This is a genomic window from Citrobacter sp. Cm046, from assembly GCF_030333065.1.
GTDB lineage: Bacteria > Pseudomonadota > Gammaproteobacteria > Enterobacterales > Enterobacteriaceae > Citrobacter > Citrobacter murliniae.
Window position 1 is genome coordinate 104,848 of the sequence record NZ_JAOWGP010000039.1, and the last position, 14,237, is coordinate 119,084.

The 14,237-nt window shown below is 52.3% G+C and carries 11 protein-coding genes; 1 reads left to right on the forward strand and 10 read right to left on the reverse strand.

Features of this window, described 5'->3' with window-relative positions; all coding sequences use genetic code 11:
* Window positions 1-6: 6 nt before the first annotated feature.
* Window positions 7-1,014, forward strand: coding sequence for a luciferase-like monooxygenase (locus OGX98_RS11685; protein ID WP_045448002.1), 1,008 nt, complete (start codon window positions 7-9; stop codon window positions 1,012-1,014).
* Between the two features lie 88 nt (window positions 1,015-1,102).
* Here OGX98_RS11685 and mtr read toward each other — a convergent pair whose 3' ends face one another.
* The 10 genes from mtr to nusA all read right to left on the reverse strand — a co-directional run bounded on the left by mtr (window position 1,103) and on the right by nusA (window position 14,224).
* Window positions 1,103-2,347: a tryptophan permease gene (gene mtr, locus OGX98_RS11690; protein ID WP_045448005.1), complete on the reverse strand. Its 1,245-nt coding sequence runs from the start codon at window positions 2,345-2,347 to the stop codon at window positions 1,103-1,105.
* Window positions 2,348-2,492: 145 nt separating this feature from the next.
* Window positions 2,493-4,424 (reverse strand): DEAD/DEAH family ATP-dependent RNA helicase, encoded by a 1,932-nt coding sequence (locus OGX98_RS11695; protein ID WP_045448009.1) that lies wholly within the window; start codon window positions 4,422-4,424, stop codon window positions 2,493-2,495.
* Window positions 4,417-4,497, reverse strand: coding sequence for a protein YrbN (gene yrbN, locus OGX98_RS11700; protein ID WP_010723222.1), 81 nt, complete (start codon window positions 4,495-4,497; stop codon window positions 4,417-4,419). The genes OGX98_RS11695 and yrbN overlap by 8 nt, the downstream gene beginning before the upstream one ends.
* 105 nt (window positions 4,498-4,602) lie before the next feature.
* Window positions 4,603-5,487 carry a lipoprotein NlpI gene (gene nlpI, locus OGX98_RS11705; RefSeq protein WP_040234121.1) on the reverse strand — a complete coding sequence of 295 codons (885 nt, stop codon included), beginning with the start codon at window positions 5,485-5,487 and terminating at the stop codon, window positions 4,603-4,605.
* Between the two features lie 108 nt (window positions 5,488-5,595).
* On the reverse strand, window positions 5,596-7,731 hold the full coding sequence (pnp, locus tag OGX98_RS11710; protein WP_045448013.1) for a polyribonucleotide nucleotidyltransferase: 2,136 nt from the start codon (window positions 7,729-7,731) through the stop codon (window positions 5,596-5,598).
* Between the two features lie 247 nt (window positions 7,732-7,978).
* Window positions 7,979-8,248 (reverse strand): 30S ribosomal protein S15, encoded by a 270-nt coding sequence (gene rpsO, locus OGX98_RS11715; protein ID WP_000059465.1) that lies wholly within the window; start codon window positions 8,246-8,248, stop codon window positions 7,979-7,981.
* Between the two features lie 273 nt (window positions 8,249-8,521).
* On the reverse strand, window positions 8,522-9,466 hold the full coding sequence (truB, locus tag OGX98_RS11720) for a tRNA pseudouridine(55) synthase TruB (protein WP_286595320.1): 945 nt from the start codon (window positions 9,464-9,466) through the stop codon (window positions 8,522-8,524).
* Entirely contained in the window at window positions 9,466-9,870 is a 405-nt protein-coding gene (gene rbfA / locus OGX98_RS11725; protein ID WP_013364561.1) for a 30S ribosome-binding factor RbfA, read from the reverse strand. Before rbfA ends, truB begins: the two co-directional genes overlap by 1 nt.
* 151 nt (window positions 9,871-10,021) lie before the next feature.
* A complete protein-coding gene (infB, locus tag OGX98_RS11730) occupies window positions 10,022-12,712 on the reverse strand; it encodes a translation initiation factor IF-2 (RefSeq protein WP_045448023.1) in 2,691 nt (896 codons plus the stop codon).
* A gap of 24 nt (window positions 12,713-12,736) precedes the next feature.
* Window positions 12,737-14,224: a transcription termination factor NusA gene (nusA, locus tag OGX98_RS11735; protein ID WP_045448026.1), complete on the reverse strand. Its 1,488-nt coding sequence runs from the start codon at window positions 14,222-14,224 to the stop codon at window positions 12,737-12,739.
* Window positions 14,225-14,237 lie beyond the last annotated feature (13 nt).

Sequence of the window (14,237 nt, forward strand, 5' to 3'; positions counted from 1 at the left end):
GCCGTTATGACTGACAAAATTATTCCGTTCTCGGTGCTGGATCTGGCACCGATCCCCGAAGGTTCCAGTGCAAAAGAGGCTTTTACGCACTCTCTGGATCTCGCTCAACTGGCTGAAAAGCGCGGCTACCATCGCTACTGGCTGGCTGAACATCACAATATGACCGGTATCGCCAGTGCAGCAACCTCTGTACTGATAGGTTATCTGGCAGCCAATACCACCACCCTGCGTCTGGGATCCGGTGGGGTCATGCTACCTAACCATTCACCGTTGGTGATCGCTGAGCAGTTCGGGACGCTGAATACGCTGTATCCTGGCCGTATCGACCTGGGCCTTGGACGTGCGCCAGGCAGCGATCAACCCACCATGCGCGCACTGCGCCGTCATATGAGCGGTGATATCGATAACTTCCCGCGCGATGTGGCGGAACTGGTGGACTGGTTTGACGCATGCGATCCTAATCCACAAGTACGCCCGGTTCCCGGCTATGGTGAGCAAATTCCGGTCTGGTTACTGGGATCCAGCCTGTACAGTGCACAACTGGCAGCACAGCTTGGTTTGCCGTTTGCCTTCGCCTCACACTTCGCACCAGATATGCTGCACCAGGCATTGCATCTGTATCGCACTCAGTTCAAACCTTCAGCACGGCTGGCAACACCGTATGCCATGGTGTGCATCAATATCATTGCCGCTGACAGCAATCGTGATGCCGAATTTCTCTTTACCTCGATGCAGCAGGCATTCGTAAAATTGCGTCGGGGTGAAACCGGACAGTTACCACCTCCGGTAGAAAATATGCATCAGCTGTGGTCCGCTTCTGAGCAGTATGGCGTTCAGCAGGCACTGAGTATGTCGCTGGTGGGAGATAAAGTGAAAATACGTCATGGACTGGAGTCGATTCTGCGTGAAACACAAGCGGATGAAATTATGGTCAATGGGCAGATTTTCGACCACCAGGCACGTTTACATTCGTTTGATTTAGCGATGCAGGTGAAAGAAGAGTTGGTTGGGTAGGGCGTTGTTTTGCCCGGTGGTGCTTCGCTTACCGGACCTACGAGAGCGTGTAGGCCGGATAAGCGTAGCGCCATCCGGCACTAAAAGGTTACTGGTACACAGGCAATAGATTCACGCTCGACAGGATGTGGATAACCGCGTTGCCGACGCCGAAGACCAGGATCAGAGCAATCATCGGCTTGCCCCCCCATACACGGAATTTCGGGCTACCGAAGCGTTGACGAGATTTACGCGCCAGTAATGCCGGGACAATTGCCGCCCAAATCGTTGCTGCTAATCCTGCATAACCAATTGCATACAGGAAACCGTTCGGCCACAGCAGGCCACCCACAATCGGCGGAACAAAAGTCAGTAATGCCGTTTTAAAGCGGCCCATTGCAGAATCGTCAAAACCAAACAGATCCGCCAGATAGTCAAACAGCCCCAGCGTCACTCCAAGAAACGAACTCGCTACCGCAAAGTTAGAGAACACCACCAGCAGCAGATCCAGACTACGGCTGTTCAACACACCACTCAGCGCCTGCACCAGCACATCAATGTTACCGCCCTGCTGTGCAATACCAACAAATTCAGGACGCGGAATATTGCCCATCGTCCCCAGCAACCATACGGTGTACAGCACCAGCGCCAGCAGCGTGCCGTAAACGAGGCATTTAACAATGGTGCGCGGGTCTTTGCCGTAGTACTTCATCAGACTCGGTACGTTGCCGTGGTAGCCAAATGAGGCGAGGCAAAACGGCAGCGTCATCAGCAAATACGGCGTATATGAAGCATTGCTTTCCGCCACGTTAAACAGCGTAGTCGGTGTCACATGCCCTAACAAACTGCCGAAGGTCAGGAAGAACGTTATTACCTTCGCACCCAGTACAATGGCGGTCATGCGACTGACCGCTTTAGTACTCAACCACACCACAAACGCTACCAGCAGAGCAAAACCAAATCCTGCCGCACGTGCCGGAACATTCAGCGACATCTCCGAGAAGGTGTGATGCAGGATCGAACCGCTCGCAGAAATGTATGCATAGGTCAGAATATAGAGTACAAAAGCAATCGAGATACCATTAACAACGTTCCAGCCCTTGCCCAACAGGTCTTTAGTAATGGTGTCAAAACTGGATCCAATACGATAATTCAGATTGGCCTCCAGGATCATCAGCCCGGAATGCAGCATACAAAACCAGGTAAAGATGAGCGCCGCCATAGACCAGAAGAACCACGCCCCGGACATGACCACTGGCAGAGAAAACATTCCTGCGCCAATAATGGTGCCGCCGATAATCACTACGCCGCCGAGCAGCGAAGGTGACGTTTGGGTGGTGGTTAGTGTTGCCATTCAGCCATCTCTCCAGTCAATTATATTGTGACTACATTTTAATGTGTCGCACTGTACCAGTACACGAGTACAAAATAAATAAAAAAAGCCCCGATTGTTTAGATCGGGGCTGTATATTTTACTTTACGCTTTTAAACCGTAAGGCTTATGCGTCACCACCGAAACGACGACGGCCAGCAGAGTCATCACGGCGCGGCGCAGAAGAATCATCGCGGCGCGGACCACGGTTACCTTCACGACGCTCACCGCTGAAACGACGACCATCGCCACGGCCGCCTTCACGACGCTCACCGCTGAAACTACGACCTTCACCACGACCGCCTTCACGACGTTCGCCGCTGAAGCGACCACCGCCACGACGCTCACCACCGGTGTGCGGTACTGCATCGCCAACCAGTTGCATGTTCATCGGTTTGTTCAGGATACGGGTACGGGTAAAGTGCTGCAGCACGTCGCCCGGCATGCCTTTCGGCAGTTCGATGGTGGAGTGGGAAGCAAACAGCTTGATGTTACCAATGTAACGGCTGCTGATATCGCCTTCGTTAGCAATCGCGCCAACGATATGACGAACTTCAACACCGTCGTCACGGCCCACTTCAATGCGGTACAACTGCATATCACCAACGTCACGACGTTCACGACGTGGACGATCTTCACCACCACGTTCTGGACGGTCGCCACGCGGGCCACGATCGTTGCGGTCACGCGGACCACGATCATCGCGGTCGCGGAATTCGCGTTTCGGACGCATCGGAGCATCTGGCGGCAGGATCAGCGGACGTTCACCCTGAGCCATTTTCAGCAGTGCTGCGGCCAGAGTTTCGATATCCAGTTCTTCTTCCGGCTGCATTTTTGCCAGCAGAGCACGGTACTGATCCAGATCGCTGCTTTCCAGCTGTTGCTGTACTTTCGCGGCGAATTTTTCCAGACGGCGTTTGCCCAGCAGGTCTGCGTTCGGCAGTTCTACTTCCGGAATGGTCAGCTTCATGGTGCGTTCGATGTTACGCAGCAGACGACGCTCGCGGTTCTCAACGAACAGCAGCGCACGACCCGCACGACCCGCACGACCAGTACGACCAATACGGTGAACGTAAGACTCAGAGTCCATCGGGATGTCGTAGTTAACAACCAGGCTGATACGCTCAACGTCCAGGCCACGAGCAGCAACGTCGGTCGCAATCAGAATATCCAGACGGCCATCTTTCAGACGCTCCAGAGTCTGCTCACGCAGAGACTGGTTCATGTCGCCGTTCAGTGCAGCGCTGCTATAGCCGCTACGCTCCAGTGCTTCAGCGACTTCCAGGGTCGCATTTTTGGTACGTACGAAGATAATCGCCGCATCAAAGTCTTCTGCTTCCAGGAAACGTACCAGAGCTTCATTTTTACGCATGCCCCACACAGTCCAGTAGCTCTGGCTGATGTCAGGACGCGTGGTTACGCTGGACTGAATACGAACTTCCTGCGGCTCTTTCATAAAGCGGCGGGTAATACGACGAATCGCTTCCGGCATAGTTGCAGAGAACAGAGCGGTCTGATGACCTTCCGGGATCTGCGCCATAATCGTTTCAACGTCTTCGATGAAACCCATACGCAGCATTTCATCAGCTTCGTCCAGCACCAGACCGCTCAGTTTGGAGAGATCCAGAGTACCGCGCTTCAGGTGATCCAGCAGACGTCCCGGCGTACCGACAACGATCTGCGGGCCCTGACGCAGGGCACGTAATTGCACGTCATAACGCTGGCCGCCGTACAGGGCAACCACATTCACGCCGCGCATATGTTTAGAGAAATCCGTCATGGCTTCTGCAACCTGAACCGCCAGTTCGCGGGTCGGTGCCAGCACCAGAATCTGAGGTGCCTTCAGCTCAGGATCAAGATTGTTGAGCAGCGGTAAAGAGAACGCTGCAGTTTTGCCGCTACCGGTCTGGGCCATACCCAGAACATCGCGACCGCCCAGCAGATGCGGAATGCACTCTGCCTGGATTGGAGATGGTTTTTCGTAACCCAGATCGGTAAGGGCTTCAAGGATAGGAGCCTTCAGGCCCAGATCTGCAAAAGTGGTTTCGAATTCAGCCATGTAGTACGTGTGCCTCAAAATTAATGGCGGCCAGTCTACATAACTCATCATGAAATTGATCTGCAATTTTCATTGAAAAGTGTGAACCGGCTCAAAGTAGGTGTATTAACGAACAACAACGCCCTCACCCGCGAAGGTGATGGCAATCAAAAAGATTACGGGCTGATGTGTACGTCAGCTATTGCTGGTCCGATTCTGCCAGGTCATCTTGGTCCTGGCCCAGGAGCGATAATTCCAACAATGCGTATCGGTGCTCAACAAAGTTATGAACGTTGTTAGCCACCGCCAGTTTGAACAATGCCGTAGCGTTGTCCAAATCCCCCAGACTTAGGTAGTACTTACCTAAATAGAAGTTGGTTTCACTGAGATGCTCAGCGAGCGAGGTGTTATCCGTTGCGTCCGCCTTCAGGCGTTCCATCAGCGTTGCTTCGCTAATGTTGCCCAGGTAGAACTCGACAATGTTCCATCCCCATTGTTCTTTATCCGATTTCTCGAAGCGCTGCTTTAACGCTTCTTTAGCCTGCTTCTCATCGAGCTTCTGCTCAGCGAGATAAAGCCACAGACTGCGGAAAGGATCATTGGGATCGTCTTGATAAAACGCCAGCAGATCATCTTGCGCTAACTTATCACGACCGCCGTAATACAATGCGATACCGCGATTTAAGTGCGCGTAGTTGTAAGTTGGATCAAGCTCAAGTACAGAATCAAACGCTTCATAGGCAGCATCAAAATTGCCTGCCTGCGTTAAATATATACCTAAGTAATTGAATACTTCAGGCATATCTGGTCGGATTGCTAGCGCTTGTGAAAAATCATTTCGCGCCAGTGCCCTCAGACCGAGACTATCATACAACACTCCGCGCTCATATAAAAGCTGTGCGCGTTCGTCATCGGTTAAAGCCCGACTGGCAAGAATTTGTTCCATACGTGCCAGAATCACTTCCTGCTGTAAAGTCGGTTGCAGTGGTACTGCGAGGACTTCACTCTTACGCCAGGTGGAATTACTGCATCCAGCCAGCGTGAGTGCTGTCGCAACGAAACACCAGCGCAAAAAAGGCTTCATTTCCCACTCCCGAAGACAACGATTGAATGAACGTCCAGTTCCCCGGTTGCTAACAAGGCGTCCTGCCGGGTTAAAGGCCCTCCGCTCACACGGAGGGCAATGGCAACCTTACTCGCCCTGCTGGCTCACCGGTGCTTCCGGTGCAGCTGCGGGTTGAGATTGCTCAGTTGCTTCTTTAATGCTCAGACGTACGCGGCCCTGGCGATCAACTTCCAGAACTTTAACCGGTACTTCCTGGCCCATCTGCAGGTAATCGGTCACTTTCTCTACGCGCTTGTCGGCGATCTGAGAGATGTGTACCAGACCTTCTTTACCGCCACCAATGGCAACGAATGCGCCAAAGTCAACGATACGGGTCACTTTACCGTTGTAGATACGGCCTACTTCGATTTCTGCGGTGATCTCTTCGATACGACGGATAGCATATTTTGCTTTTTCACCGTCGGTCGCCGCGATCTTCACAGTACCATCATCTTCAATTTCGATGGTGGTGCCGGTCTCTTCGGTCAGAGCACGGATAACAGAACCGCCTTTACCGATAACGTCTTTGATCTTGTCCGGGCTGATCTTGATAGTATGGATACGCGGAGCGAACTGAGAAATGTCGCCGCGCGGCGCGTTGATCGCCTGTTCCATCACTCCCAGGATGTGCAGACGCGCACCTTTAGCCTGGTTCAGAGCAACCTGCATGATCTCTTTGGTGATACCTTCAATTTTGATATCCATCTGCAGTGCAGAGATACCGTCGCGGGAACCCGCCACTTTGAAGTCCATATCGCCCAAATGGTCTTCGTCACCCAGGATGTCAGACAGAACAACAAAGTTGTCGCCTTCTTTCACCAGACCCATCGCGATACCCGCAACAGCGGCTTTGATTGGCACACCTGCATCCATCAGCGCCAGGGAAGCACCACACACGGAAGCCATGGAAGAAGAACCGTTAGATTCAGTGATTTCAGACACAACACGTACGGTGTACGGGAATTTGTCCAGGTCCGGCATTACTGCCAGCACGCCGCGTTTCGCCAGACGACCGTGACCAATTTCACGACGTTTCGGAGAACCGACCATGCCAGTTTCGCCTACGCAGTACGGAGGGAAGTTGTAATGGAACAGGAAGTTGTCAGTACGCTCGCCCATCAGTTCATCAAGGTTCTGCGCATCACGCGTGGTTCCGAGGGTCGCAGTAACCAACGCCTGAGTTTCACCACGGGTGAACAGTGCGGAACCGTGAGTACGCGGCAGAACGCCAGTACGCACGTCCAGACCACGGATCATATCTTTTTCACGACCGTCGATACGCGGCTCACCTGCCAGTACGCGGCTACGAACAACGTTTTTCTCGATAGCGTGCAGGATTTCACCCAGTTCGTTAGCGTCCAGGGTTTCGTCTTCTGCAACCAGCGTAGCGATGGTTTCAGATTTGATCACGTCAACCTGAGCATAACGCTCTTGTTTGTCGGTGATGCGGTAAGCATCGCTCAGACGAGATTCTGCCAGCGCTGCAACGCGCGCATTCAGCGCTTCGTTGACGGCTTCTGGCTGCCAGTCCCAACGCGGTTTGCCAGCTTCTTTTACCAGCTCATTGATCGCCTGAATAACAACCTGCTGCTGCTCGTGACCGAACACTACAGCGCCCAGCATCTGGTCTTCGCTCAGCAGTTCAGCTTCGGATTCAACCATCAGTACGGCAGCTTCAGTACCCGCTACAACCAGGTCCAGTTTACTTTCTTTCAGTTCGTCCTGGGTCGGGTTCAGTACGTACTGGTCATTGATGTAACCAACGCGTGCTGCGCCAATCGGGCCGTTGAACGGAATGCCGGACAGAGACAGCGCAGCGGATGCACCGATCATTGCCACGATATCCGGGTTAACCTGCGGGTTAACGGAAACAACAGTCGCGATAACCTGTACTTCGTTTACGAAGCCTTCCGGGAACAGCGGGCGAACCGGGCGGTCAATCAGACGCGCGATCAGGGTTTCACCTTCGCTCGGACGACCTTCACGACGGAAGAAGCTACCTGGGATACGACCAGCAGCGTAAGTACGCTCCTGATAGTTAACAGTCAGCGGGAAGAAATCCTGGCCTGGTTTCGCTTTTTTCTGACCAACAACGGTAACGAATACCGCAGTGTCATCCATGCTAACCATAACGGCGGCAGTCGCCTGACGCGCCATCATGCCGGTTTCCAGCGTTACGGTGTGTTGACCGTACTGGAATTTACGAACGATCGGATTAAGCAAAATAATATCCTTTCTCTATTTTTTTTGACGACACAAATGCGCCATCGTTAATACCCGATCTTCTGCGCATCCTCGCGACTAATGACAACCCTAACCCACGCTTATTGGGTAAAGCCTCTCATTAGCCGCGCGAACCTCTGCAACGGAAGATCATACTTAGCAACAATACATTAGTTTCCAGCGAATTGCTGCCATCTGCTGGAAAAAAGGGGCCATGAAGGCCCCCTCTTTCTGAAACTCGAAAGAATTAGCGACGCAGGCCCAGACGCTCGATCAGCGCGGTGTAGCGTGCAACATCTTTACGTTTCAGGTAGTCGAGCAGTTTACGACGCTGAGAAACCATGCGCAGCAGACCACGACGGCTGTGGTGATCTTTTTTGTGCTCTGCAAAGTGGCCCTGCAGGTGGTTAATCTGTGCAGTCAACAGAGCAACCTGAACATCGGTAGAACCGGTGTCGTTTGCATCACGACCAAACTCAGAAACGATTTTAGCTGTAGCTTCAGTACTTAGAGACATTTTAAAACTCCAAAGTGTTAAGAATGAAAGGACGCCGATCTCTAATTCAGCGATCCCAGTGTATACACTTCATCCTTCAAACTGACTCTGCGTTGGCTGCGTCCGCTCACCTCAGTCACTTACTTAAGTAAGCCCCTGAGGATTCTCAGACTTGCCGCCTTGATGCAGCTCGAATGATTTTGTGTACACGTCGCGCAAACTGTTAAATAATTTGCGCGACGTTAAGCGGCAGTATTCTACTCGCAGCGCCCTTTTATCGCAAGACAGAGAGCGCTACGCAGGATACTCGACCACCAGTCGACGAGGGGCGACACGACCTTCATCGTCTATCTCCCCCATGCCGATAAATTTGCCTTCGTCACCTTCCGTCACGCGAACCAGTCCTTCCAGAGGCACGCCCGTCGTACGCACAGGATTACCATTTTTAAAGTAAACCGATGACGTTAAAGGAAGATTAACAACAGGATAGTCAGACGCCGGGCTGTCCATTGGCATCAGCAGCGGATCAAGCAACTGCGCTGGCGGAATGTTCTGCTGTTCGGCTTGTTCAACCAGACTGCGTAAATGCTCCAGCGTGACCATACGCTCTACCGGATATTTGCTGACCGTCAGACGGCGCAGATACGTGACATGCGCGCCGCATCCCAGTTTCTCGCCAAGATCGTCAATAATAGTTCGAATGTAAGTTCCTTTGGAGCAATGCACTTCCAGCTCCAGATCGTTACCTTCATGACGAATAAATAGCAGCTCATAAACAGTAATCGGACGTGCTTCACGCGGTACTTCAATGCCTTGACGTGCATATTCGTACAGTTTTTTACCCTGATACTTCAGCGCCGAATACATCGAAGGTATTTGTTCGATATCGCCGCGAAAAGTGTCCAGCGCATTCGCAAGCTGTTCCGGGGTAAACGTCACCGGACGCTCCTGCACGATTTGCCCATCAGCATCGGAAGTGTCTGTGCGCTGTCCCAAACGGGCAACCACACGATAGCGTTTGTCAGAATCCAGCAGGTACTGCGAAAACTTTGTCGCTTCCCCGAGGCAGATAGGCAACATGCCTGTAGCCAGCGGATCCAGCGCACCAGTGTGACCGGCACGGTTGGCATTGTAGATGCGTTTTACTTTTTGCAGTACGTCATTGCTGGACATGCCCTGTGGCTTATCCAGCAATAGAACACCATGAATGTCGCGACCACGACGACGAGGACGACTCATCAGTCCTCCTTGCTGTCGTCCGCAGGATTCACACGACGTTCATCGTCATGTTTCACCACGCTGGTCACCAGGTTAGACATGCGCATCCCTTCGACCAGTGAGTTGTCGTAAAAGAAAGTCAGCTCAGGCACGATACGCAGGCGCATGGCTTTACCCAGCAGCGAGCGGATAAAACCGGAGGCTTCTTGCAACGCTTTGATTCCGGCTTTAACAGCCGCTTCATCTTTGTCGTTCAGGAAGGTGACAAATACTTTGGCATACGCCAGGTCACGGGACATTTCGACACCTGAAACAGTTGTCATCATACCCAGACGCGGATCTTTAATTTCGCGCTGCAGGATGATTGCGATCTCTTTTTGCATCTCCTGGGCCACGCGCTGCGGGCGACCAAATTCTTTCGCCATAATAAATTCTCCAGAATAAAGACAAAAAAGGGGCCATTAGCCCCTTTTTAAATTTCATTGCCGGGTGGCGCTTCGCTTACCCGGCCTACCTCAAATAAGCTTCTATGGATTGGGCTGTCCAACACATCAACAGCCCAAAAGACGACGAAGATTATGCGATGGTACGTTTGATTTCGATGATTTCGAATACTTCGATCATATCGCCGGTACGTACGTCGTTGTAGTTCTTAACGCCGATACCACATTCCATACCGTTACGGACTTCGTTGACATCATCTTTGAAGCGACGCAGGGATTCCAGCTCGCCTTCATAGATAACCACGTTGTCGCGCAGGACGCGGATTGGGTTGTGACGTTTAACCACACCTTCGGTAACCATACAGCCTGCGATAGCGCCGAATTTCGGTGATTTGAACACATCACGGACTTCAGCCAGACCGATGATCTGCTGTTTCAGTTCCGGAGACAGCATACCGCTCATCGCTGCTTTCACTTCGTCGATCAGGTGATAGATGACGGAGTAGTAACGCAGATCCAGACTTTCAGATTCAATCACTTTACGTGCAGAGGCATCAGCACGTACGTTGAAGCCAACCAGAATCGCGTTGGATGCAGCAGCCAGAGTTGCGTCGGTTTCGGTGATACCACCAACCCCAGAACCGATGATCTTCACTTTTACTTCGTCGGTAGACAGTTTCAGTAAAGAGTCGGAGATCGCTTCTACAGAACCCTGAACGTCTGCTTTCAGTACGATGTTCACTTCGTGAACTTCGCCTTCGGTCATGTTAGCGAACATGTTCTCGAGTTTAGATTTCTGCTGACGAGCCAGTTTAACTTCACGGAATTTGCCCTGACGATACAGTGCAACTTCACGCGCTTTCTTCTCGTCACGTACGACGGTAACTTCGTCACCGGCAGCCGGAACACCGGACAGACCCAGAATTTCCACCGGAATGGATGGACCTGCTTCCAGTACTTCCTGACCCAGTTCGTTACGCATTGCACGAACGCGGCCATACTCGAAACCACACAGAACGATATCGCCTTTGTTCAGCGTACCTTCACGAACCAGAACCGTTGCTACCGGACCACGACCTTTATCCAGGAAGGATTCGATAACCGCACCGCTCGCCATACCTTTACGAACAGCTTTCAGTTCCAGAACTTCGGCCTGCAGCAGGATTGCATCCAGCAGCTCGTCGATACCGGTACCCGCTTTCGCAGATACGTGTACGAACTGGCTTTCGCCGCCCCACTCTTCCGGCATGATACCGTACTGGGACAGTTCATTTTTAACGCGATCTGGATCCGCTTCTGGCTTATCGATTTTGTTGACCGCTACCACAACCGGCACCTGCGCCGCTTTCGCGTGCTGGATAGCTTCGATGGTCTGCGGCATCACGCCGTCGTCTGCAGCGACAACCAGTACAACGATATCCGTTGCCTGAGCACCACGAGCACGCATAGAAGTAAACGCGGCGTGGCCCGGGGTATCCAGGAAGGTGATCATACCGTTGTCAGTTTCAACGTGGTACGCACCGATATGCTGAGTAATGCCGCCCGCTTCGCCTGAGGCCACTTTCGTTGAACGAATGTAGTCCAGCAGAGAGGTTTTACCGTGGTCAACGTGGCCCATGATGGTCACTACCGGTGCGCGAGCTTCAGCTGCAGCACCTGTATCACGGTCGCTCATTACCGCTTCTTCCAGCTCGTTTTCACGACGCAGGATAACTTTGTGACCCATCTCTTCGGCAACCAGCTGCGCGGTTTCCTGGTCAATAACCTGGTTAATAGTGGCCATTGCGCCCAGCTTCATCATCGCTTTGATAACCTGAGAGCCTTTAACCGCCATCTTGTTCGCCAGATCGCCAACAGTGATGGTTTCGCCAATCACAACGTCACGGTTAACAGCCTGAGCCGGCTTCTGGAAGCCCTGCTGCAGAGAAGAACCTTTACGCTGTTTACCACCTTTACCGCCGCGAACTGCTGCACGAGCTTCTTCACGGTCAGCTTTAGATTCAGCGTGTTTGTTGCCTTTTTTCGCCGGACGCGCTGCTTTCGTGCTGCGAGTACGGCCACGGCCGCCTTCTACTTCACGATCGTTCTCGTCTTCTGCCTGGCGAGCATGCTGAGAAGTGGTGACGTGATAATCACTCTTATCTTCTTCCACTTTCTCTTGCTCTGCCCAAACACCGGCATTCTCTTCCGCCATACGACGGGCTTCTTCAGCCACACGACGCGCTTCTTCTTCAAGCTTACGGCGCGCTTCTTCTTCCGCTTTACGCTTCAGTTCAGCGGCTTCATTTTCACGGCGGGCTTTTTCGGCCTGGGCGGTTTTAGTCATATCGTCGGTCTGTTGATTGCTCACTTTGTCTTTTTCCGCAGCTTCACGTTTCGCTTTATCAGCGGCTTCACGTTTAGCTTGTTCTGCGGCCTCACGTTCGGCTTTTTGTTGCGCCTCGCGTTTGGCAGCTTCTTCTGCCTCACGACGGGCTTGCTCTTCCGCTTCACGCTGCGCCTGCTCTTCCGCGGCAAGGCGTTCAGCCTCTTGCGGATCGCGTTTCACAAAGGTGCGTGTCTTGCGGACTTCGATTTGTACCGATTTACTTTTTCCACCGGTACCAGGAATATTGAGAGTACTGCGCGTTTTACGCTGCAATGTTAACTTATCCGGCGCCGATCCATTTTCACGGTTCAGGTGCGCCAGTAAGGTTTGTTTCTCTTGTGCGGACACAGAATCATCAGCAGACTTCGGGATACCAGCATCAGCAAATTGCTGAACCAGGCGATCCACGGAGGTCTGAATCTCTGCAGCCAGCGTTTTTACGGTTACATCTGTCATACTGTTCCTTCCTGCTACAGTTTATTACGCTTCGTCGCCGAACCAGCAAATATTACGGGCAGCCATAATCAGCTCACCGGCTTTTTCGTCGGTCAACCCTTCGATATCAGCCAGATCATCAATGCCCTGTTCAGCGAGATCTTCCAGCGTACAAACACCACGGGCAGCCAGTTTGAATGCCATTTCGCGATCTAATCCTTCCAGATTCAGCAGATCGTCAGCCGGTTTGTTATCACCGAGGCTTTCTTCCTGGGCCAGTGCCAGAGTGGTCAGTGCGTTTTTAGCACGCTCGCGCAGCGCTTCAACGGTCTGCTCATCAAGGCCGTCAATTTCCAGCAGTTCTTTCATTGGCACATAGGCCAACTCTTCCAGCGTAGCAAAACCTTCTTCCACCAGAACCGTCGCGAAATCTTCATCAATATCGAGATACTTGGTGAAGGTATCAATGGCTGCATGCGCTTCAGCCTGATGCTTAGCCTGCAGGTCATCAACGGTCATGACGTTGAGTTCCCAACCGCTCAGTTGTGAAGCCAGGCGGACGTTCTGACCATTACGTCCAATCGCCTGAGCCAGGTTACCGGCTTCAACCGCGATATCCATGGTGTGTTTATCTTCATCCACCACGATAGAAGCGACGTCTGCTGGCGCCATTGCGTTGATCACGAACTGTGCCGGGTTATCATCCCACAGGACGATATCGATACGCTCGCCACCCAGTTCGGTAGAAACCGCCTGAACACGCGCACCGCGCATACCCACACAAGCACCAACCGGATCAATGCGCTTATCGTTGGTTTTCACCGCGATTTTCGCACGAGAACCCGGATCGCGAGCTGCCGCTTTAATTTCGATCACTTCTTCGCCAATTTCTGGCACTTCAATGCGGAACAGTTCAATCAGCATTTCCGGCTTGGAACGCGTAACAAACAGTTGCGCACCACGCGCTTCCGGGCGGACAGAATACAGAACGCCACGAATACGGTCTCCCGGGCGGAAGTTTTCACGCGGCAGCATGTCTTCACGCAGGATCACAGCTTCAGCGTTACTGCCGAGGTCCAGAGAGATGTTGTCGCGGTTTACTTTCTTCACCACACCGGTGACGATTTCGCCTTCGTGTTCACGGAATTGATCAACAACCATCGCACGTTCAGCTTCACGTACTTTCTGCACGATAACCTGTTTCGCGGTCTGGGTAGTGATACGGTCAAAGGTTACAGATTCAATCTGATCTTCAACATATTCACCCACGTTCAGACTTTCGTCTTCGTAACGTGCAGCTTCCAGCGTAATTTCTTTGGTTGGCTGAGTGACTTCTTCCACAATTACCCAACGGCGGAAGGTATCGAAGTCACCGCTTTTACGATCGATCTCTACGCGAACGTCGATCTCTTGTTCATATTTTTTCTTTGTTGCTGTAGCCAGCGCACTTTCCAGCGCTTCAAAAATTTTCTCGCGTGGCAGCGCTTTTTCGTTGGATACGGCTTCAACAACAGCCAAAATTTCTTTGTTCATCGCGGGCTTTTCA

Excerpts from the sequence above, each read along its gene's own strand:
- nusA (WP_045448026.1), bottom strand. The coding sequence starts at position 14,224 with ATGAACAAAGAAATTTTGGCTGTTGTTGAAGCCGTATCCAACGAAAAA.
- mtr (WP_045448005.1), bottom strand. The coding sequence starts at position 2,347 with ATGGCAACACTAACCACCACCCAAACGTCACCTTCGCTGCTCGGCGGC.
- nlpI (WP_040234121.1), bottom strand. The coding sequence starts at position 5,487 with ATGAAGCCTTTTTTGCGCTGGTGTTTCGTTGCGACAGCACTCACGCTG.
- rbfA (WP_013364561.1), bottom strand. The coding sequence starts at position 9,870 with ATGGCGAAAGAATTTGGTCGCCCGCAGCGCGTGGCCCAGGAGATGCAA.
- rpsO (WP_000059465.1), bottom strand. The coding sequence starts at position 8,248 with ATGTCTCTAAGTACTGAAGCTACAGCTAAAATCGTTTCTGAGTTTGGT.
- OGX98_RS11685 (WP_045448002.1), top strand. The coding sequence starts at position 7 with ATGACTGACAAAATTATTCCGTTCTCGGTGCTGGATCTGGCACCGATC.
- OGX98_RS11695 (WP_045448009.1), bottom strand. The coding sequence starts at position 4,424 with ATGGCTGAATTCGAAACCACTTTTGCAGATCTGGGCCTGAAGGCTCCT.
- infB (WP_045448023.1), bottom strand. The coding sequence starts at position 12,712 with ATGACAGATGTAACCGTAAAAACGCTGGCTGCAGAGATTCAGACCTCC.
- yrbN (WP_010723222.1), bottom strand. The coding sequence starts at position 4,497 with ATGAAAATTGCAGATCAATTTCATGATGAGTTATGTAGACTGGCCGCC.
- truB (WP_286595320.1), bottom strand. The coding sequence starts at position 9,466 with ATGAGTCGTCCTCGTCGTCGTGGTCGCGACATTCATGGTGTTCTATTG.